The sequence below is a fragment of the Subdoligranulum sp. APC924/74 genome (genome assembly GCF_003324125.1).
Taxonomy (GTDB): domain Bacteria; phylum Bacillota; class Clostridia; order Oscillospirales; family Ruminococcaceae; genus Gemmiger; species Gemmiger qucibialis.
Window position 1 is genome coordinate 23949 of record NZ_PSQF01000009.1, and the last position, 15464, is coordinate 39412.

Sequence of the window (15464 nt, forward strand, 5' to 3'; positions counted from 1 at the left end):
CCTTTTTGTATCATGCTTCGCCTAAAAGCGCCAGAAGGCGCTGCTTTTCGGCTTCTTCCTCTTTGGTAAGCTGCGGGCGCAGGTCAACGATTTCCTTGTTTTCGCGGTAAAACTGCTGTTCCCATTTTTCGAGTTTTTGCCCTTTTGCCAGCTTATGGCGGATGCCCACCACCGTGGCAAGCGGCCCGCTGCCGATGTTCATAAAGTAGGCAATGAATGTCCACCAGTGCAGGTAGGGCAGCGCCCGTACCTCGCACCCGGCGACCTTGTTCACGCCGCCCACGATCAGCTCTGCATCCTGCTGCCAGTCGATTTCCCGTTTGGCTCCGGGCTTGCCCTGCGTTTTGCCGCAGGCGATAAACTCCGCCATCCGCTCGGCAGCTTCCTGCCGGTTTTGCGCGGGGATGTCCCGCCAGTTTTCGTAAAACAGCGCCATGGCAATATACCACCGCTCCTGTTCGTTATCATCGGTGTTCTGCAGGTGGTCGATGATGTCCAAAATATCGCGGTAGTCGGTATGCACGGCATATGGTTTCCCGCCAACCGTCACTGTGGTCGGCAGCGTCCAGCCCTGCATTATTTCTTGGCCGCAGCGCGGCGTGCGGCGCGGTTTGCCTTTGCCGTCTGCACGGCTTTGTCGGCTTTTTCTTCCATGCTGCGTTCTGCGCCTTCCCGGATGATCGGCGTCAGGGCGTCCAGCAAATTCGTCACCACACGCCTTCCGTTGCCTGCGACCGCCGCAAGGTTCACGCCATGCAGGATCTCGTCAAAGTCGTTACCCGCGCCAAAAACGCCGTTTAATACCTCTTTAATCTTCCGGTCATACTCGGCCAAAACGGCCAGTTCCGCGCCAACGCGCTGGTTGTCATCCGGGAAATCAGCCTCGATCTGTTCCATTCGCTTCTGGGCTTCCGCGTCCAGCTCGGTCAGGGTGGTTTCGGCTGCAAAAAAGCGGTTGTACACGTTGGGGTCGCTGGGGTTGAAGCGCAGCACGCCGCTGCCGTTGATCTCAAACTCCTGGACGCCGGTGTCAATGGTAAGTTGTTTCATCGTATAACCTCCGTGTTTTATTGCCCGATCAGGGCATCACAAAAGCGCCCTTGCTCATTCGCAAAGGCGCTCATTGTCATGCTCTCATCAGGTCGATGCTGTAAAGGTCTTTGTGCTGACGTTGAAGGTACCGGTCGTTTTAACGCCCGTGTAGTGGACATTGAACGGGATCTGGTAGCCGGTGGTGTCGCCGCCGTAGCTGCTGACTTCAACGTAGCATTCCTCTTTCACGGCGGGGTACGCACCGGAAGATTCGGTTTCCCACAGTTTGACCTCCACAATGTCGGTTTTCAGGTCATCCAGCACCAGATCACCGTCAATGATGGCCTGGAGCTTTGTAAACAGCGGGTCATCCTTTTCGGCGTAGTACGGGGCAACTTCGCCCTGCTTCTGGTAGCTGTCGATGGTCACCGACGTTTCGCCCATGATGTTGCTTTTCTTTTCAACATTGGCCGAAAGCTCCGGGCTGTACTCTTCCAGGTCTTTGCCAAGGCGTACATAGGCTGCCGTACCGGTATCCCCCGCAAAGACGGTGTTCAGGTAATGCGCCATATACTTGCGTTCGATTTTCACTGGATCAGTTCACCTCAATTTTCAATTTTTCGCTTGAATGTGACGGAAAGCACTGCCATGTACAGCGCGGTGCCGCTGTCCTCGGCGCTGTACAGTGTACCGTTCTGGGCCTGCGCGGTGGCTTTAGTTTCGGTATTGCCAAAGTTCGGCACAAGCCCGCGGGCGCTCTGTTCCTGTACCCAGCGCTGGAAGTCCATCACCCAGCTTGCGTTGGCGCGGGCTGCCGTGTCGTCCTGCAGGGCCTTCTCAAACGTAAAATACAGGCCAAAGTTATAACGGTCGGTTAGCGTCACGTTTCCGAGAATATCCTCTCTGCGCTCTACCTCCACCAAGCCCTGTGGGAACACAAAGCCCTGGTTGGGGATCTGGTCGGTATAGTCCACCTGGCAGCTTCCCAGAATATCGTAGCCATCGTAGGTTTTCAGCCATTCGATCAGGCATTCAAGGTCTGTCATTTCAGCATCCTCCTCATGTAGCGCGCAAGGTCGGCGGCCATGGCGTCGCCCTCGGCGGCCATAACGGCTTCATCCCAGCGCGGCCCGGCCAGCGGGTTTTTGGTATGGGTATAGTTCAGCGACTTTCCGCTTTTGCTCATGCCGTAATACAGGTACCGCGCCTGCGGGTTATCCGTCACGATCTCCGGCACATGGGTGTCGGTCTGCGCGATCGTCAGCTTGATGGTTGCGCCGGTGCGGTACGGCATATACTTCTGGATACGCCGCAGTACATTTGCGGTATGGAATTGCTGCACCGGCCCGTCCCGCCCAAGGCCGAGCGCTTCCACCCAGCCCTCGCCGTCCGGGATGTCCACGGTCACCCTGCACTTCATGCCCCTGCCTCCACATGGCACGGCTGCCCGTGCCAGTATTTCTGTTCCACCCAGGTTACGGTCGTCACGTCGTAGTCGCTGGGCAGCAGCGCCGCCCACTCCTCACGGGTCGTGATTTCCGGCCCCTCGCCCGCGACCACACGGTCGCCGGGCTGCAAAACATAGGTGCCGTCCATGCCGGTGTCAACTGTGGGGCTCACGCGCGCGGCGGTCTTTTGCGGGATAATAAGCAGGTACCCCGCGCTGTGTGCCGCGCCAGTCTTGTCCACCGCCACCGTGCGGCGGGTTTCATAGTGTACCCCCTCCAGCACGGCGCGGCGGCACTCGAACGGGTTGAACGTCGTGTGGTACACCGTCACGGTCATCGTGCACAGCGGGTAAGTCAGGGTCTGGTCCCTGGCAAAATATCGCTGCATTTCAGCACCCCCTGTAAATGTCGGCGTACAGCCCGGCGCGGCGGTACAGCTCCGCTGCCTGCGCGGCGGCGCTTGTGTCCGGCGCGGCCACCGCCGCGCGGTTCTCACTCACATTGCCCACGCTCACGCTCTGCACCGCGCCGCCCGCGTCCTGCAGCTGCGCAAACTCGTACAGCGCCTCGGCCATGGCGCACACGGCCATATTGCGGCTGCCGGTCTGCGGGTAGCTGACATGGTAGATGCGCTCGTACCGGTTCATCTGGGCCTCGGCGTCGCGGCACACCGCGTCCCACGCATCGGCCGGGATCAGGCTGCCGCAGTAGGTTTCGCTGTAAAAATTAAAGTCAGTCATGGGCCTTCTCTTGTTCGGCATCCGCTTTTTTGCGGGCGGCTTTCGGCGCGGCAGGCTTCTCCTGCGGCGCGGGCGTCGGCTTCGGCAGGATATACCCGATCGTCTTGCTCATCAGCCCACCGCCTTGTGGTGCGCGTACACGCCTGCGGTCTTGTTCGCGTAGATGTCCGCAATGCCCACCATGCGGTAGCCGAAAATGTACCCGTCGCTGTCGGGGTTCACGGACGGCTCAATGATCTTGGGCGCGGTGTGCTTGGTGTACTGGATCACGGCGGGCTTGTGGATCACCATAAAGTTCAGCTCCGCCGCGCCGTCGCCTTTCGTGTAGCCGCCCGCGCTCTCGGTGCTCGCGCCGGAAAGCTGCTTGATGGCGGTGTAAAAGCGGGTCTGCGGCACGTCGGTGATCTTGGCAAAGTTGTTCAGCACCTCGCGGCTCTTGGTGGTGTCCAGGTCCTGTACCATGCCGTGCAGGCTGGGCGTGATGAACAGGTAGCGCTCGGTCAGCGGCACCTCGGCTTCATCCAGGGCGGTGCTGGCTGCGCGCAGCGCCTGCAAAACGGCGCTGCCGTCCGCCAGCGCGCCTTCCACCTTCGTGACTCCGGTTTTGCCGCAGTAGGCGGCAAAGCGGAAGGCATCCAGCTCCGGCACCACCTTGGTGCGGATGAACTCGGCGCTCAGGCGGCCAAAAGCAAGCCCTGCCGTTTCCAGGTCATCCATGGTGTCCACGGTAAAGCGGCGGCCGCGGTCAAAGTTGCACTTGACCGTTTCGTTGGTCAGGGTCACATCGCCCTGCACATAGCCGCTGTTGCGGCTGTAGTCGGCCAGGCCGTCCATCGTCATCATGGGGATGATCAGCTCGTTCGCGTTCGCGCCCTGCCTTGCCAGGTCGGACGCGCCGTCCAGCATGGCGGTCAGCGAGGCGAGCTTGTACACCTCGTCCAGCTTGGGCACATAGCTTTTTGCCAGTTCGATTGCATTTGCCATAGGGCATTCCTCCTATCAGTTGTCGATGGGCAGGCCCATGGCCTGCCGCATCGCGGTGTCGGCGTCGGCCCCGTGCAGCGCGGTGCTGCCGGTTCCGGCGGCGTAGGGCGGCGGGGTTTCGCCGCTCTCAAACAGGTAGCCGCTGTCCTTTTGCAGCGCGGCCAGGGCGGCGGTGATGGCTTCGTCCTGCTTGTCGCTGCCTTTCAGGGTATCCACGTCCAGCAGCGCGCGGATAGCCTTGGCGCTGCGCCCGTGCGCGGCGGTGATAGCGGCGTCCAGCTTGCCGTCAAACTGCACGGCGGCCACGCGCTCGTCCGCGTCCTTGCGGGCCTGGGCGGCCTCCGCCTTGTACTTCTCGGCATCGGCGCGCAGGGCGTCGATGTCAACGTCCTTGTACTTGTCGTTGGCCGCGGCCAGCGCGGCTTCAGCTTCGCTTTTGGCAGTGTTGGCGGCCTCCAGGTCGGCCTTGGGCGCGTAGTCCGCCGTCAGCCTGGCGGTGATCTTGTTGTCAATGTCCTCGGTGTAAGCATCACCCAGGATCTCTTTCATCCATTCGATCATGCGGGTCTGTCCTTTCCTTATATATGGTGGGCTTACGGGTCTGGCGCGGCAGCTTGTCCCGCGGGCGGTTGCGGTGCGGCCACAGCCGTGGGCCGGGCGGGGTATAGCTTTGCCCCGGTCCGCTGGGGCCGGGGCGGTTCGGGGGTGTACGGTTGTGAGGCATAAAGGCATCTCCGTATCAAAATTTAAGCATCAAAAAAGCACCCCTTAATTGGGGTGCAAGCGGCAATTAAATTGGGTTTAATCCTCATCGTGCGGACCAAAGGCAATGCGTTCATCTTCTTCTGTCCACAGACCGGCAGCCTTCAAAAGCTCCATAGCAACAGTCGCATTTGAACGTGCAGGGTCTGGAATCCAGTCGAAATAACACGGCTCAGGGTCATCGTCCGTGTAAGGGCGCGCCTTGGCAATATTTCCACGCCAGCGCTCAATTTCTTTTGGTGTGGCCGGGTTATCCCGAAAAGCGGAGTCCATGTTTATCACCATCCTGCCGGAGTTCGTTTGCAAGGTCGATGCGCTGTTTCAGTGCTGTTTCAACTTTATTTGCATCTTGGCTCTGATATAGAGGATATTTTTCAAGCAGGCCGTCCATCCAGCGGTTGAAGTTCTCCTTCTTGTATCCGAACACCTTTTCACAGGTATGCAGTGCGCCATCATGCCCAACTGCGCCGATGCCTTTCATGTTGTCGTGTTTGGCCAGCTGGAAAATATCCTCTGGGCTAAGTATACCATTGCTCGCGTGGTTGTGCAAGGAATAATACGGGACCTGAAGGTCTTTCACTTTAACGCGCATTTCCTTCAGGTCGCCCACTTCCCAGCTGCATTGCCCGTCCTCGGTAAAGGATACCGTAGCCTCGGTGCCCAGCGGCAGGTCTTTCACCTTCGTCAGCAGGTCGCGGGCATAGCCCTGCGCCGCCGTGTTGGCTTTGTTGCTCAGCCCCCGGAAAAACGGCTTTGGCACAGCCTGTATCGCTTCGTCCGTGACGGTGTGCAGCGCTTGCCCGCCCAGGTCGGACGCTTTGGTGCCGGAGCTTTTCTTATACTCCCACACTGCCTTGTTCGCCTCGCTGCGGCCAAAGCCTGCCGTTTGCAGGCGCTCGGTGCGCGTGGGCAGGCCCGTCGCTTTGCAGAACTTGCCGTATTCGCTTTGCAGCACCCGCAGGCGGATCTGGTTGTTCTTCAGGTTTTTGGCGTCGCCGGTTTCGCGGTTCATCAAAATGTGGCGCTTGCAGGTGCGGACGGCGTTTTCCAACCGGCTCTGCTCCTGCCCAGCCTCGTACAGCGTGTAGTGCTGCCCGTTGTAGGTCACGCCGCGCTCGTTGGCGTCGGCAAGCTCCCGCAGCTGTTCCTCGGTGTACTGCGGCGCGTTCACGCCCAAAATGATGGGGCTGGCCGTGTGGCCACAGTTCAAATGCCCAATGCGCCGCTGTAAGCTGTTGTTCAGTTTCTCGTACTCGGCGTCGCTGTACTGTCGCCCCTGGTACGGCTCATGGTCGGGCGCGCACGCCAGGTGCGCACTGATCTCCCAGCCGTCGCAGCCAAGTTCATCGTGCGTCACCTGTTGCACCTCGTCGTCCAGTTCACCCAGCTGGTCCATCAGGTAGCGGCGGCAGGCGTACTCAATGCCCACGCTGCGCCCGCTTTTCTGTTCAATGGTGCGCAGGCCGCGCTTGGCCAGCGGCGCGCAGGCGCGGCGGATGGCGGTCTCCGTGTCCAGCGCGCCCGTCACGGTCTGGCGGAAGGCAAAGTCCAGCGCCTTCGCGTAGGCGTCCTGGATGGGCAGCACCTTGCCCTGCGGCGTGTCCGCCCACAGGTTTTTTAGCTGCTCGGCGGTCTTTTGGCGGCTCATTTTGGCGTAGCCCTCTGCGATCTGCTTCAGGCTGCCGTTCGCGGTCAGGGGTGTGCTGTTGTCCAAAATGTAGTCGAACAGGCTGTCGATCACCTTGTCCTGCGCCTTGATCTGCCTGGCAACAGCGGCCTTGATCGCCTGCTTGCTCTCGCCCAGCGCCTGCGCGCGGTAGATCTGGTATTCCGCCGTGTCGGTAATGGCGCCGGCGTCTTTGATGCGCCGGGCAATGTCCTTCAAAAGCTCGTCGATCACGGGCTGCGTCAGGGCAAGTGCCGCGTCGCTCAGGCCCTCGCGCTGTGTGGCGGTCATCGCTTATCCCTCAGCTTTCCATGTCCTGCATCGTCGGCATATACTTTTGCCGTATGGCGGCAAGGTCCTCCTCGGTATCGCACGGCAGGTCAAACTTCCACGCCAGCGCAAGTTCCGGGCGCAGCATTCCCTGCTGCACCATGGCCAGCCGGTCGGCCCATTCCTTGTCGGCGTCGTACAAAACGCCGTTGCCCCACGTCACGTTCAAAACCTCTGTGTCCCAGGCCGTGCCGTCGCACAGGCGGTACGCCTGCCCCAGCTGGTCGGCCAGGCGCAGCGCGGCCTGCAAAGCGTCATAGTAAAGGTTCTGGAACTCAATGATGGACAGGCTGTAATCCCCGGCGCTGGAGTTGATCTCGGTGGCCGTTTTGCTCACGGCCTCGGCGTCGGACAAAATGCCGCGCTTGACGCCCAGCAGGTTCTCCACGGCCTTCAGGTAGGCCTGCCGCCGTGCTTCGTAGTTTTCGTTGCGCAGCGCCGGGGCAAACGCCGTGATCCCCACCGTCTGTTCGCTGCCCTCCAGCCCAACGAACAAGTCGTCCCGCAGGCGCTTGCGCCCGTTCTCCGCTGTCAGCAGGTCGGCGCTGGCGGCAATGCGCATCCGGCCCAGTTCAAACTCCCGCGCCAGCTGGTACTCGTTGCGGTTGATGTTGTGGATCAGCCCCATGGCAGGCTCATACACGGCCACGCCGTCCGGGCTGCCGTCCACACAGTTGACTGTCGGCATTTTCAGCGCCACAAGCCCCAGCCCGTCAAGGGGCGCGGGGTAGGTGTAGGCGTCGGCCAGCCGTTCGTACTGCGCCAGGCTTTGCAGCGGCACCCGCCGCCCCAGCGTTGCCTTGTTGTCAGCCTGGTACAGCCGGTTTTCTATCGTAAGCCGCCCGTCCGGCCCCGTCGTGCGCCGCTCCACCAGCGTGTAATATTGGCGGTCGGCCACCACGCTTTTTTCGCAGCAGGCCAGGTCGGTCACGCGCCCGTCCGGCGCGCGGCCCAAGATCAGCACCGCGTCGCGCCGGATCACCTGCCACGTCAGGCCGTCCGGCGCAAACACCGGCTTGGCCCACGTCTCGCCGCCCACCATGCACCATTGCAGCAGCTCGCGCTTTTTGGCGTCGAACGCCTGCCGCGCGCGGTCCAGGTATTGCAGCTTGGGGGTGCCGGTGTTTTGCAGGCTGCTGTCGTACTCCGCAAACACCGCCTTGCCCAGCTTGTTCACCACGGCGTAGGGGATGCGCTGGCAGGGGTCCTCCTCGTCCGGGGGCACCCGGCTGAACCAGGCGTCAAACCATCCGTCGATGGCGCGTCGCATGGCGTCGCTGGTAATGTCCGGCATTCCCAGCGCCTGTTCAATGTTCTCAATTCCGCGGCTGTCCGTCAGCGCCCGCAGCAATGCGTTCATCGGCTTGCTTCTTCCTTTCCTGTTGTGGTCCTGTCAAGTACTTCTTAAAGCAGCGCGGCCACAGGCAGTAGGGGTCTGCGCTGCGCCACGGGCAATGCTCACAATATTTCGTCACTTTCATGCGGCGGCGCGCCCTCCCGTTCCGTGCGGCACCCGCGCCCGATCTGCCGCAGGGCAAACCGCAGTGCCCGGTTCTCGGCGCTCAGCTCGGCAATGGTCTGCCGGGCGGCGGCCAGCCGTTTGTCGGTGGCGGCCAGCTCGTCCAGCAGCAGCTCGTGCGCGTAGCGTGGCAAAAACTTCTCGATCATCCAGCGGTGCAGTCGGTTCATGGCAGGCTCCTATCATAAAGGTATAAAAAATTCCACCCACCCTCTTGCAAGGGTGGGCGGTGCGGTATTTAGTTGGTTACGCTTTGCCCAGCAGCGCGTTCTCGGCGCACTGGCGGTAGTGGGCTTTCTTGGCCTTGCCCGCCGTTTCCGCCATGGCCAGCCACATCTGGGCCAGCTTCAGGCGGCTGTTGTTGCGGCGGGTCTCGGCTTCCATCTCGGCAATGCCGGGCGCGGCGGGGGCCGCGGGCAGCGCCGCAGGGGCCGCCCGCACCGTGGGCACCATGGCCCCGGCCTGCGCCTGCTCCTGCAGGGCGTGGAAGGCGTTCACATAGGCGGCGGTAAACAAAATGCCTTTTTCGCCCGTCAGCTTGTTGGCCACCATCTCACAGCCCTTCTGGGTCAGGAGATAGCAGGGGAAAGTCTGGTTGTGGTCGTTGGTGTAGGTGCTGGGGACAAAGAAATCGACAAGCTGAAAATCTCTTGCGACGGGCTGAAAATTTAGCCCGTCTGCTTTTCGGCGTTCCATGGCCGAAATATAGCGGTGAATGTCCGCCAGAAGGTTTTTGTGTGGCCTACCCAGCATCCGTGCAACCTCTCGGCTATCCACAACGGCCTTGCCGTTCATCATCGCGGCGGGCAGCAGCACCTGCACATCGGCGGGCGCGGGGGCGTTGGCCTTTTTCATGCGGCATCACCGCCCTTCAGCGTCTGCCGCAGATCGGCCACCATATCCTTCATCCGGCTCCACAGCCAGTTCAGGCTGTTCGCATAGTCGCTGCTGTCATACTCGCCTTTCTCCAGCGCAATGCCGTACACCTGCACAACATCCACGGCGTCAGGTCCCGCGCCTTGTCCACAGGCGGTTGGTGGCGTAGCGCACGGCGTCAATGTGGTGGTTGTCAGCGTCGGGGTAGCCGGGCAGCACCTGGCCGTCCTTGCCCACCTCGTACTCGTACTCGCCAAATTCCCGCGCTGTGTCGGGGCAACGCTTTGGGTCAATGCAGATGGCGGCCAGGCTTTGCAGCCACTTCATGCTCTGGTTCACGCTGCCGGGGCCTTTCACCGCCTCGCGGCAGGGCAGGCCCTCGGCGCGGTAGTCGCCGCAGCTCTTCGGCTCGGCGCTGTCGGCGGTCAGCGGGCCGCCCGTTTCGGTGCCAACGCCGCGCGCCAAAAGCAGGTGCGCGGTGTCGCGGTTGGCGGTGCGCCAGCGGGTCAGCTCGTCATAAATATATAAGGTACGCCGCGCCGCGTCGTACTGTACGCGGTTGTATGCCCAGGCGTCCGGGTACCAGCCCCAGTCCACGCCGTTCAGCGGGCGGTCAAAGCTGCGGATCGTTTTGCCATCAATGGGCTCCAGCACCAGGTTTTCAAACACCTGCGTGCCGTTGCCCACGGCCTCGCCCAAATACTCGTGGCGGTACTTGGTCGGCTGCGTTTCCTTAATGTACTCCGCCTGCGCCAAAAACTTCGGCCCCAGCCATTCGGCGGGGGCTTGCAGGTAGCTGCTGTGGTGTACAAACTTGCCGCGCCGCTCGGCCCGGGCGTAGCGGTTGGCCCAGTTGCGGCTGGCCGCGGGCGGGTTAAAGCTGATAAACGTCAGCCCGTACTCGCCGCCGCGCAAAGCGGATTGCTGCACGTTGCGCACGGCCTCTTCGCCGCCTTTGATCTGGTCGGCTTCCTCAAACCACACAATGCCAATGTACCCAAACGGCAGCTTGATGGATTTGATCTTCTGCGGGTCGTCCAGCCCGCGGAACAAAATGCGCTGCCCCGTGGGCAGGTACACGCATTGCAGCGGGCTTTGTGTGCAGCGGAACTTTTCACCCAGCCCCAGCTTGTCAATGGCCCACAAGATCTGGGCGTACACGCTGTCGCGCATGGTATCGGCCACCTGGCGCGTCACCAGCGCGTGGCAGTCGGGGTGGCGCAAAAGCTGCAAAACCACCTCAACGCTCACATAGCTGCTCTTTAAGCTCGCGCGCCCGCCCTTCTCCACCGCCTCGTCGATCTTGCCCGCGCGGATCAGGCGGTGCGTTTCGTAGAAAGCGGGGCCGATGACGCCTTTCAGGCTCACCGCCGCCCCGCTGTTTTTAGATGTCGTCAACGATCGTCACCTCATTGCCGCTGCCCGCCTGCGCCATGGTTTCGCGGTACAGCCGGATGGCGTCCAGGTCCCCGGCGCGGGCCTTTTCGGCCAGCGCCGCGTGGATGGCGCTCCATTCGTTTTGGTACTTTGCGGCCATGCCGTCCAGCAGCTTGCCAAAGTCCCACCGGCTCATCTTGCGGTACTGCGCCGCCAAAAGCGCCAGGTCTGCGGCGGGGTCATAGCGTTCCAGCTCGCTGGCCTTCTGGATGTCGGCCAGCAGCTCCCGCAGGCTTTTTTCCTTGGTTTTCATCTGTTTTTTCCCTCCGCCCCACAGCGCCCCAAATAAGCCCGTTTTGGGGGCCTTTCTCTCACGCGGGCAGTTTTCCGCCCTTCGTTCCTTAAACAAAATTAAACGTATTAAACGGGGCAATTAAACGGTGCTGGCGGCACACCCGCGTTTTGCGGGGTATGCTTCGCCATTTTCGGCCGTTTTCGCAGCCAAAATCCCGTTGCTTCTGTCCGCCGCGCCTGCGGGCCGGGGCGAACCGGCCGCCCCGCAGTCTGCGGTTTCCTGTATCGTAAAGGTCAGCGTAAATTCTTTTGCTTCCCCGCCAATGGGCAGGGCCACGACCGCCCGCCGGTCATGCCGGTCAACACGCACAATGCGGTCGCTCAGCTGCGCCAACGGCCCGTCCACAAAACCCAGCACACCGGGCATCACCTCGCGCGCGGTGCTGGGGCGTAGGTCTTGCCCCGCCAGCCAGCGGATGTTCACGGCTTCGGCCAGGCTCAGTGCCTCCGGCGTGCCGGGGCTTGCCCCCAGCCAGCGCATCACGCCGTCCTGCCCGCGTACCGTATAATAGATGGGCAGCGGGGCTTCGGTGTCCACAAACACATACCCCCGGAACAGGGTGTACGGCTCTTCCCGCCACGCGCCGCCGCGGCGGATCAGCCGCCGCTCCTGCGGCAGCAGGGTGGCAATGCGGCGGTCGGCCAGGCGGCGGCAAACCTCCGCTTCCTGCCCGGTCAGTACCTGCACAGCATAAAGGCTCATGGTGCAGCCTGCGCTTTCTTGTCTAGGTAAGCCGTAACCTGCTTGTACAGCTCCGGCTTCTCGGTTGCCATCGTGCGCCACAGCATGGTCTTCACGTCATCCGTGCCTGCTTCAAGGTCGGTCTTGTTCCGCAGCTCCACGCGCTTCTTGTAGGCGACCGCGCGGGTCAGGCCGCTGATCTGGTTCATCAGCTTGTCCACACTCACGGCGTTCCAGTCCTCTTCCTTCTTGGCGGTCAGCGCCGTCATAAGGTCCTGGCTCGCCACGCGCACCAGCGCCTCGGTCGTGTCAAGGTCGGGGTAGCGCTCCAGCTCGTCAAGCATATTTCTAAAGTTGGCCTGCGCGATCTGCAGCGTCTGCAAATTTTCGACGTATCCCTGCGCGTAGCGGCACACGCTCGAAACCGACAGGCTGTACCCGTGCTCCTGCAAATAGTCCACGATCTCGGTATAAGTAGCGCTGCCGTCAAGGATCATCTCCTCAACGGTAGCTTTCATTTCTGGCGGCAGCTTGTCGATCTTGCTGTGCTTGCGGTTGCCGCTGCTCTTGCCCCCGCGCTGAAACGGCCACGCCATCGTTACACCTCGATCATCGCGTCCTTGACATCCTTTTCAAGCACGCGCATTCCCTTGCCGGAAAGCTTTGCTTCCAATTCCGTCCAGTTGTGGTCCGCTAAATCCTCGCACCGCACATGATCCTTTACGGTGCGCAGCAGAATATACCCTTCCAAAGCCAGAAAGTCGAGGCAGGCGGCGTATTGTCCCTCGCCAATGCCGTCGTCCTTCAAAATGCGCTGAATGCTGCTCAGGTTGTGGTAGCTCGGCGCAAGCACGTTCAGCGTCCGCATGATCTTGCCGTTATTTTTGGCAAAGTCGCTTTGCTCCATTTCGGCAAGCAACTTTTCTTTCATGTCCATGTTACGAATTCTCCTTTTGCGACAACTGCTGTAAAAGCTGCATCTGCAGCTCGATCACACGGTCAATTTTCTGGTTTGCCGACTCGATTTTGCGGTCGGTCTTGGTGTTTTCGCGGTAAAAGTCCTCTTTGGTAAGGTAGTTTTCACTGATGCGGGAAATCTTCTCCCGCAGCTCGCCCACGTCCTTGTCGTGGGTCGTGCGCGGCGTGTAGGTTTCTTGGATTTTTCGGATCTGCGCCTCGTGGTTCGCTATCTTTGTGTCGAAGTCTTCTTTCGGCACAGCCGTGTCCAACTTCTTTTCGATTTTGTCAAAGCTGTGCTTTATCATGTAGCCAAGCGCGCCCGTCAAGCCGCCAAGCAGTAATACTGCCAACCACCAAGTCCCTGCGTCAAACTGCATTGCCGTACCCCTCAAAACAAAAATCGTGATGTGTTATGGTTTCTGCAACCATAATACATCACGATTCGTAAAGTCCGAAAGATAAAGCCCTTTCGCAAAATGATTTACTTGTCTGTGTTCTGTTCGTCCGGCGCGTCGAACAGGCTCATCTGTCCGTCCACAGGCTTCGCCCTCACCGCTGCCGCTTTGTCTTTTACGATAACGCGGATTTGCATTTCCGTCAAATGATATTTTTGCGCAAGCTCCCGAAAATTGTACCCGTCAAACTCGGCGACGATTGCCTTGTTGCGGGCGTAGCGCTCAAAGCGGTCGTTTTTCGGGATGTACACGTTCCCGCCGCCGTAGGTGTCGATCAGCCGCAGGAACGCCTCCGTGCCCACAATGCCGATCAGCTGTCGGTCGTCCTCGGTCAAACATTGCTCAAGCCATTCCGGCAGCTTTTCATCCATCCGCAGCACCCGCCTTTCGCTCCGCGTTTTTGACGTATCCCTTCAGCGCCTCGATCAGCTTGTTGCAGCTCTTGTAGTCCAGCCACGCGAACGGGTCATCGGCAAAAGCGTCCACGCCGGCCTCTTTCTTGATCGCCGCCCGCAAGCGGTCGCCGACCGCGACCGTGCTCGGGCTGGCGGCGGCCAGTCGGTACATCAGCGCCCAAACCTTGCGCTCCTGGCCCTCGCTCACGCCGCCCGGCTTTCGCTTGCGGTGGTTGGTTTTCTTTGGGCGGGGCGGCGGCGTGCCCTGCCGTGCTTCCAGTTCTCCAATCACCTTGCACGCCTCGCTGTAGCTCAGCTCCTTCACGCTGCTCTTGCCGGTCACGCCATATACAAGGTCGTGCAGCGCGTCCTCGCCGCCGCGGTTCACGATTCCAAGCGCCTGCCCGATGGCGTAGATCTTGCGGATCTGGTAGGTGCTGCATCCGCCCATCCCTGCCGCCTCCTTACAGCTCTTTCGCCTCGGCTTCGCTTACATCATAATAGAACTCATCGGTCTGGTTGATGTACGCGCCCAGCTTGCACAGCAGCTCCGCGGGTTCCCTGCGCAGTGCCTCACGGTCAAGGGTTTCGGTGCGCTTGATCAGGTTGTCCCGCCCCAGGGCTTTCAGCTGCGCGATCACATCCTCCACACGCCCCTTGGGCAGCACCAGTTTGCTGCTCAGCCGGTAGCCCACCACGCCGAAGTTCAGCGCGCGGCTCTTGCCCACCAGCTCGGCGCGGTGTCCGTCCACAAACGCTTTTACCTGGCCTTCCAGTTCCTTCACGCGGTTCTGCACGGGCAGGGCCGTGGTTGTGTAGGTATCCTTGGCGGCATCAATTTTTCGGTCGCGCTCCACTGCCAGTTCCGCCAGCGTGTGCCGGCATTCGCGGATGTCCCGCAGCGCTTTGTCGGTTTCCGCCCAGCTTGCCAGCACGGGCGCGGTTGTCACTTTCCGTCTTGCCATAGGTCATTCCTCCGTAATAAGCTGTATGTCTTGGTTGTTTTTCACAAGCTGCCGTCGCAGGGCGGCAAAACTTGGATAATACGGGCTGTAGGTATAGTAGGCGTAGTCTTCCTCGTTTTTGCCCATCGCCTTCAAAAACCACTTTTTCTTGTTTTCCGGGCAGTTTTTCTTGATCAGGCTGTGCTTCACGCAGTAACAGAACCGTCTGCGCTCCTCGCAATCTTCGACGAGCCATTTTCCGCGGAATGTGCCGTTCACATAAACAGCCAGCTTGCTTTTGTAAGGCGTCGCGTACTGCCGTTGGACGCTGATTTTGTATCCGTCCACCAACAGCGTAAGCCCGCCATACTTCCACAGGGCGCGCCGTTCGGCTTCCTGCCATTCGTCCTTTGTCATATTCGCTCCTTCCTCGCTCTGCATCGTTCAGGGCTTGCGACCTGCGCCCAATCGGGCGGCTGCATTAAGGCGGGGGCCTGCGCCCCCAAAGGGTTACGCGCCGTGCTGGTGTTCCATCACAATGGGCCGCTCCGGCAATTCGGCCCGTACCATGTTGCCGGCTGCCGCCTTGCGCTTGTGCTTGCCCTTGCGGGGGCGCTGCGGCAAATTTGCAAATTGCAGGCTCTCCACGGCATCGTCGTAGCCGTCCCGGTACCCCGTGTCGTATCGGTCGCGGAACATCGCGGGCGCTCTCTCCGGCTCCTCGTCGTCCGGCTGGCCGCCGTGCAAAAGTTCCCGCTCCAGCCTGCCGTCCTCAATGATCATCCGCGCAATAATGTACAGTCCCAGCACGCCCGCCCCCAGCGTTGCAAGCCCCTGTGTCCAGGTGCTGCCCGCGGCGATCGCGCCGAACAGCATCCCAAACGTCATGCCAAGCCCCGCCCCAAGGGCGGCGGCGTATCCTTCCCGTGTGCTCATGGTT

The 15464-nt window shown here is 61.0% G+C and carries 26 protein-coding genes; all 26 read right to left on the reverse strand.

Features of this window, described 5'->3' with window-relative positions; translation table 11 throughout:
• Positions 1–10: 10 nt before the first annotated feature.
• Positions 11–577 (reverse strand): Gp15 family bacteriophage protein, encoded by a 567-nt coding sequence (locus C4885_RS04425; protein ID WP_113999203.1) that lies wholly within the window; start codon positions 575–577, stop codon positions 11–13.
• Positions 577–1050, reverse strand: a complete 474-nt coding sequence (locus C4885_RS04430) for a hypothetical protein (protein ID WP_113999204.1) — start codon at positions 1048–1050, stop codon at positions 577–579. Before C4885_RS04430 ends, C4885_RS04425 begins: the two co-directional genes overlap by 1 nt.
• Positions 1051–1137: 87 nt before the next feature.
• Entirely contained in the window at positions 1138–1623 is a 486-nt protein-coding gene (locus tag C4885_RS04435) for a hypothetical protein (protein ID WP_113999205.1), read from the reverse strand.
• A gap of 14 nt (positions 1624–1637) precedes the next feature.
• Positions 1638–2078, reverse strand: coding sequence for a hypothetical protein (locus tag C4885_RS04440; RefSeq protein ID WP_113999206.1), 441 nt, complete (start codon positions 2076–2078; stop codon positions 1638–1640).
• Complete coding sequence (locus tag C4885_RS04445) at positions 2075–2452, reverse strand: minor capsid protein (protein WP_113999207.1); 378 nt, start codon at positions 2450–2452, stop codon at positions 2075–2077. The genes C4885_RS04440 and C4885_RS04445 overlap by 4 nt, the downstream gene beginning before the upstream one ends.
• On the reverse strand, positions 2449–2868 hold the full coding sequence (locus C4885_RS04450; protein ID WP_113999208.1) for a hypothetical protein: 420 nt from the start codon (positions 2866–2868) through the stop codon (positions 2449–2451). The genes C4885_RS04445 and C4885_RS04450 overlap by 4 nt, the downstream gene beginning before the upstream one ends.
• Before the next feature lies 1 nt (position 2869).
• Positions 2870–3220: a hypothetical protein gene (locus C4885_RS04455; RefSeq protein ID WP_113999209.1), complete on the reverse strand. Its 351-nt coding sequence runs from the start codon at positions 3218–3220 to the stop codon at positions 2870–2872.
• Positions 3221–3331: 111 nt separating this feature from the next.
• Complete coding sequence (locus C4885_RS04460) at positions 3332–4204, reverse strand: hypothetical protein (protein WP_113999210.1); 873 nt, start codon at positions 4202–4204, stop codon at positions 3332–3334.
• 15 nt (positions 4205–4219) lie between these two features.
• Positions 4220–4765, reverse strand: coding sequence for a phage scaffolding protein (locus C4885_RS04465; protein WP_158538807.1), 546 nt, complete (start codon positions 4763–4765; stop codon positions 4220–4222).
• Positions 4766–5005: 240 nt separating this feature from the next.
• Positions 5006–5239, reverse strand: a complete 234-nt coding sequence (locus C4885_RS04470; protein ID WP_113999212.1) for a hypothetical protein — start codon at positions 5237–5239, stop codon at positions 5006–5008.
• Positions 5217–6923, reverse strand: a complete 1707-nt coding sequence (locus C4885_RS04475) for a phage minor capsid protein (RefSeq protein WP_113999213.1) — start codon at positions 6921–6923, stop codon at positions 5217–5219. Before C4885_RS04475 ends, C4885_RS04470 begins: the two co-directional genes overlap by 23 nt.
• Positions 6924–6933: 10 nt before the next feature.
• Entirely contained in the window at positions 6934–8322 is a 1389-nt protein-coding gene (locus tag C4885_RS04480) for a hypothetical protein (protein WP_113999214.1), read from the reverse strand.
• 98 nt (positions 8323–8420) lie between these two features.
• A complete protein-coding gene (locus C4885_RS04485) occupies positions 8421–8651 on the reverse strand; it encodes a hypothetical protein (RefSeq protein WP_113999215.1) in 231 nt (76 codons plus the stop codon).
• Between the two features lie 76 nt (positions 8652–8727).
• On the reverse strand, positions 8728–9336 hold the full coding sequence (locus C4885_RS04490; RefSeq protein WP_199488073.1) for a Rha family transcriptional regulator: 609 nt from the start codon (positions 9334–9336) through the stop codon (positions 8728–8730).
• The gene (locus C4885_RS16410; protein ID WP_158538808.1) at positions 9333–9482 is read right to left on the reverse strand and encodes a hypothetical protein; all 150 of its coding nucleotides are present in this window, start codon (positions 9480–9482) and stop codon (positions 9333–9335) included. Before C4885_RS16410 ends, C4885_RS04490 begins: the two co-directional genes overlap by 4 nt.
• 4 nt (positions 9483–9486) lie before the next feature.
• Complete coding sequence (locus C4885_RS04495; RefSeq protein ID WP_113999216.1) at positions 9487–10755, reverse strand: PBSX family phage terminase large subunit; 1269 nt, start codon at positions 10753–10755, stop codon at positions 9487–9489.
• Positions 10742–11047, reverse strand: coding sequence for a hypothetical protein (locus C4885_RS04500; protein WP_113999217.1), 306 nt, complete (start codon positions 11045–11047; stop codon positions 10742–10744). The genes C4885_RS04495 and C4885_RS04500 overlap by 14 nt, the downstream gene beginning before the upstream one ends.
• A 120-nt stretch (positions 11048–11167) precedes the next feature.
• A complete protein-coding gene (locus C4885_RS04505; protein WP_113999218.1) occupies positions 11168–11791 on the reverse strand; it encodes a transcription termination/antitermination NusG family protein in 624 nt (207 codons plus the stop codon).
• Positions 11788–12366, reverse strand: a complete 579-nt coding sequence (locus tag C4885_RS04510; protein ID WP_113999219.1) for a phage protein Gp27 family protein — start codon at positions 12364–12366, stop codon at positions 11788–11790. The genes C4885_RS04505 and C4885_RS04510 overlap by 4 nt, the downstream gene beginning before the upstream one ends.
• A 2-nt stretch (positions 12367–12368) precedes the next feature.
• Positions 12369–12707, reverse strand: coding sequence for a type VI secretion protein (locus C4885_RS04515; protein WP_113999220.1), 339 nt, complete (start codon positions 12705–12707; stop codon positions 12369–12371).
• A gap of 1 nt (position 12708) precedes the next feature.
• Positions 12709–13080 (reverse strand): hypothetical protein, encoded by a 372-nt coding sequence (locus C4885_RS04520; protein ID WP_147237749.1) that lies wholly within the window; start codon positions 13078–13080, stop codon positions 12709–12711.
• Positions 13081–13211: 131 nt separating this feature from the next.
• The gene (locus C4885_RS04525) at positions 13212–13556 is read right to left on the reverse strand and encodes a Mor transcription activator family protein (RefSeq protein ID WP_113999222.1); all 345 of its coding nucleotides are present in this window, start codon (positions 13554–13556) and stop codon (positions 13212–13214) included.
• On the reverse strand, positions 13549–14031 hold the full coding sequence (locus C4885_RS04530) for a regulatory protein GemA (protein WP_113999223.1): 483 nt from the start codon (positions 14029–14031) through the stop codon (positions 13549–13551). Before C4885_RS04530 ends, C4885_RS04525 begins: the two co-directional genes overlap by 8 nt.
• 13 nt (positions 14032–14044) lie before the next feature.
• The gene (locus tag C4885_RS04535; RefSeq protein WP_113999224.1) at positions 14045–14545 is read right to left on the reverse strand and encodes a host-nuclease inhibitor Gam family protein; all 501 of its coding nucleotides are present in this window, start codon (positions 14543–14545) and stop codon (positions 14045–14047) included.
• Positions 14546–14548: 3 nt separating this feature from the next.
• Complete coding sequence (locus C4885_RS04540; protein ID WP_113999225.1) at positions 14549–14941, reverse strand: hypothetical protein; 393 nt, start codon at positions 14939–14941, stop codon at positions 14549–14551.
• A 93-nt stretch (positions 14942–15034) separates the two neighbouring features.
• Entirely contained in the window at positions 15035–15460 is a 426-nt protein-coding gene (locus tag C4885_RS04545; RefSeq protein WP_113999226.1) for a hypothetical protein, read from the reverse strand.
• Positions 15461–15464 lie beyond the last annotated feature (4 nt).

Bases quoted from the DNA above. Each gene is read 5' to 3' on its own strand.
- C4885_RS04515 (WP_113999220.1), bottom strand. From the start codon at position 12,707: ATGGACATGAAAGAAAAGTTGCTTGCCGAAATGGAGCAAAGCGACTTT.
- C4885_RS04510 (WP_113999219.1), bottom strand. From the start codon at position 12,366: ATGGCGTGGCCGTTTCAGCGCGGGGGCAAGAGCAGCGGCAACCGCAAG.
- C4885_RS04440 (WP_113999206.1), bottom strand. From the start codon at position 2,078: ATGACAGACCTTGAATGCCTGATCGAATGGCTGAAAACCTACGATGGC.
- C4885_RS04470 (WP_113999212.1), bottom strand. From the start codon at position 5,239: ATGGACTCCGCTTTTCGGGATAACCCGGCCACACCAAAAGAAATTGAG.
- C4885_RS04485 (WP_113999215.1), bottom strand. From the start codon at position 8,651: ATGAACCGACTGCACCGCTGGATGATCGAGAAGTTTTTGCCACGCTAC.
- C4885_RS04430 (WP_113999204.1), bottom strand. From the start codon at position 1,050: ATGAAACAACTTACCATTGACACCGGCGTCCAGGAGTTTGAGATCAAC.
- C4885_RS04500 (WP_113999217.1), bottom strand. From the start codon at position 11,047: ATGAAAACCAAGGAAAAAAGCCTGCGGGAGCTGCTGGCCGACATCCAG.
- C4885_RS04480 (WP_113999214.1), bottom strand. From the start codon at position 8,322: ATGAACGCATTGCTGCGGGCGCTGACGGACAGCCGCGGAATTGAGAAC.
- C4885_RS04450 (WP_113999208.1), bottom strand. From the start codon at position 2,868: ATGCAGCGATATTTTGCCAGGGACCAGACCCTGACTTACCCGCTGTGC.
- C4885_RS04545 (WP_113999226.1), bottom strand. From the start codon at position 15,460: ATGAGCACACGGGAAGGATACGCCGCCGCCCTTGGGGCGGGGCTTGGC.
- C4885_RS04530 (WP_113999223.1), bottom strand. From the start codon at position 14,031: ATGGGCGGATGCAGCACCTACCAGATCCGCAAGATCTACGCCATCGGG.
- C4885_RS04540 (WP_113999225.1), bottom strand. From the start codon at position 14,941: ATGACAAAGGACGAATGGCAGGAAGCCGAACGGCGCGCCCTGTGGAAG.
- C4885_RS04425 (WP_113999203.1), bottom strand. From the start codon at position 577: ATGCAGGGCTGGACGCTGCCGACCACAGTGACGGTTGGCGGGAAACCA.
- C4885_RS04490 (WP_199488073.1), bottom strand. From the start codon at position 9,336: ATGAAAAAGGCCAACGCCCCCGCGCCCGCCGATGTGCAGGTGCTGCTG.
- C4885_RS04535 (WP_113999224.1), bottom strand. From the start codon at position 14,545: ATGGCAAGACGGAAAGTGACAACCGCGCCCGTGCTGGCAAGCTGGGCG.
- C4885_RS04525 (WP_113999222.1), bottom strand. From the start codon at position 13,556: ATGGATGAAAAGCTGCCGGAATGGCTTGAGCAATGTTTGACCGAGGAC.
- C4885_RS04445 (WP_113999207.1), bottom strand. From the start codon at position 2,452: ATGAAGTGCAGGGTGACCGTGGACATCCCGGACGGCGAGGGCTGGGTG.
- C4885_RS04475 (WP_113999213.1), bottom strand. From the start codon at position 6,923: ATGACCGCCACACAGCGCGAGGGCCTGAGCGACGCGGCACTTGCCCTG.
- C4885_RS04465 (WP_158538807.1), bottom strand. From the start codon at position 4,765: ATGATCGAATGGATGAAAGAGATCCTGGGTGATGCTTACACCGAGGAC.
- C4885_RS04505 (WP_113999218.1), bottom strand. From the start codon at position 11,791: ATGAGCCTTTATGCTGTGCAGGTACTGACCGGGCAGGAAGCGGAGGTT.
- C4885_RS04455 (WP_113999209.1), bottom strand. From the start codon at position 3,220: ATGACTGACTTTAATTTTTACAGCGAAACCTACTGCGGCAGCCTGATC.
- C4885_RS04460 (WP_113999210.1), bottom strand. From the start codon at position 4,204: ATGGCAAATGCAATCGAACTGGCAAAAAGCTATGTGCCCAAGCTGGAC.